2 protein-coding genes are annotated in these 1212 nt (G+C 44.6%); both read left to right on the top strand.

Annotated features, from left to right (window positions below):
* Window positions 1-375 (top strand): aminotransferase class I/II-fold pyridoxal phosphate-dependent enzyme (locus A3738_RS18400; protein WP_156504333.1); only part of this gene is annotated, 375 nt, incomplete at its 5' end.
* A complete protein-coding gene (locus tag A3738_RS18395) occupies window positions 372-1112 on the top strand; it encodes a hypothetical protein (protein ID WP_068481673.1) in 741 nt (246 codons plus the stop codon). The genes A3738_RS18400 and A3738_RS18395, both read left to right, overlap by 4 nt.
* The last annotated feature ends 100 nt before the right edge of the window (window positions 1113-1212 follow it).

Genomic DNA, 1212 nt, shown 5'->3' with positions numbered 1-1212 from the left:
ACCACCGCGTTGCCGCCAAGTTTAGTCGATGCAACAAGTAAAAGCCTTTCGTTAATTGAAGCGGGTGATGATCTGAGGACTTTGCTCAATCAGCGAATTACTCAATTCAAAGAGGAATTGAGTGACAGTGGTTTTACTCTGTTAGATTCTCAGACTGCGATACAAGGCGTTGTATTAGGTGATAATCAGTTAGCTCTTGATGCAGGAGCATTTTTACGTGCTCGAGGTTTTTTAGTGGGCGTCATACGACCGCCCACTGTTCCCCAAGGTAGTGCCCGCTTGCGTATTACTATGAGTGCCGCGCATAACGCTTCAGATTTATCAAATTTGACTCAAGCTCTCAAAGAATTCCGCCGTGAGAGGATGGAGGCATGAGCAAGTACGTAGACCTTTTGTTTATTCAAGGTTGGTCGGTTTCTGAAGAATTCTACGCCGATTGGCTTCATGGTTTGTCAAAAGAACTTATGAGCAATCGATCAATCAAGATAGTAGCGTGCCCTGAGCGTGGCGATATTCGTTGGCTGGAGCATTTAGCCAAGGAATATGTATCGCCTAATACGGTGATTATTGGTTGGTCGCTAGGTGGAATGTTGGCCATTAAGCTCGCAGCTTACCTTGAAGGGGCTAATAAACCGTACGACCGTTTAGTGACACTAATGAGCTCGCCCAAGTTCGTAGAGTCGACGGATTATCAATGTGGTATGAAGCGACAGGACTTTGCTGATTTTGTGAGCTCTATTAGCGATGATCGAGCGATCGTTAAAACGTTTCCGTTTTTGTGTATCAAAGGTGCTCCTAAGCAATCCTCTTTATTGAAGCGAGTTCGCGAACAGTACGACCTTTGTTTATTAGAGGAATCAAATCGGTGCCAAAGCCTTAAGTTGCTAGGCGAATTGGATGTGCAGCAAGAGCTTGCCAACTTAACTCAGTCAGCACTCATGATATTCGGCGATCAAGATGTTTTGGTTAAGCAAAGCTGCGCTTTAGAGATTAAGAGCCAGTTTACTCATCATAAGAGCGTAATCATTGATGGTGTAGCGCACTTCCCGTTCGTTGATTCGGTGGGGCAGGTGCTTGTATCAGAGCTAAGTGACTTAAAGGCTGCGGTTTAAGATGTCCAATCAAAATGTAGCGAGTAAATCAGAGTTAGCAAATTCGTTCGGTAAAGCCGCTCAAAATTACGACGCTTCAGCATATCTACAGAAAATGGTT

The organism is Oleiphilus sp. HI0066, assembly GCF_001635725.1.
This window is presented reverse-complemented; position numbering and strand designations above follow the sequence as displayed.

Bases quoted from the DNA above. Each gene is read 5' to 3' on its own strand.
- A3738_RS18395 (WP_068481673.1), top strand. From the start codon at position 372: ATGAGCAAGTACGTAGACCTTTTGTTTATTCAAGGTTGGTCGGTTTCT.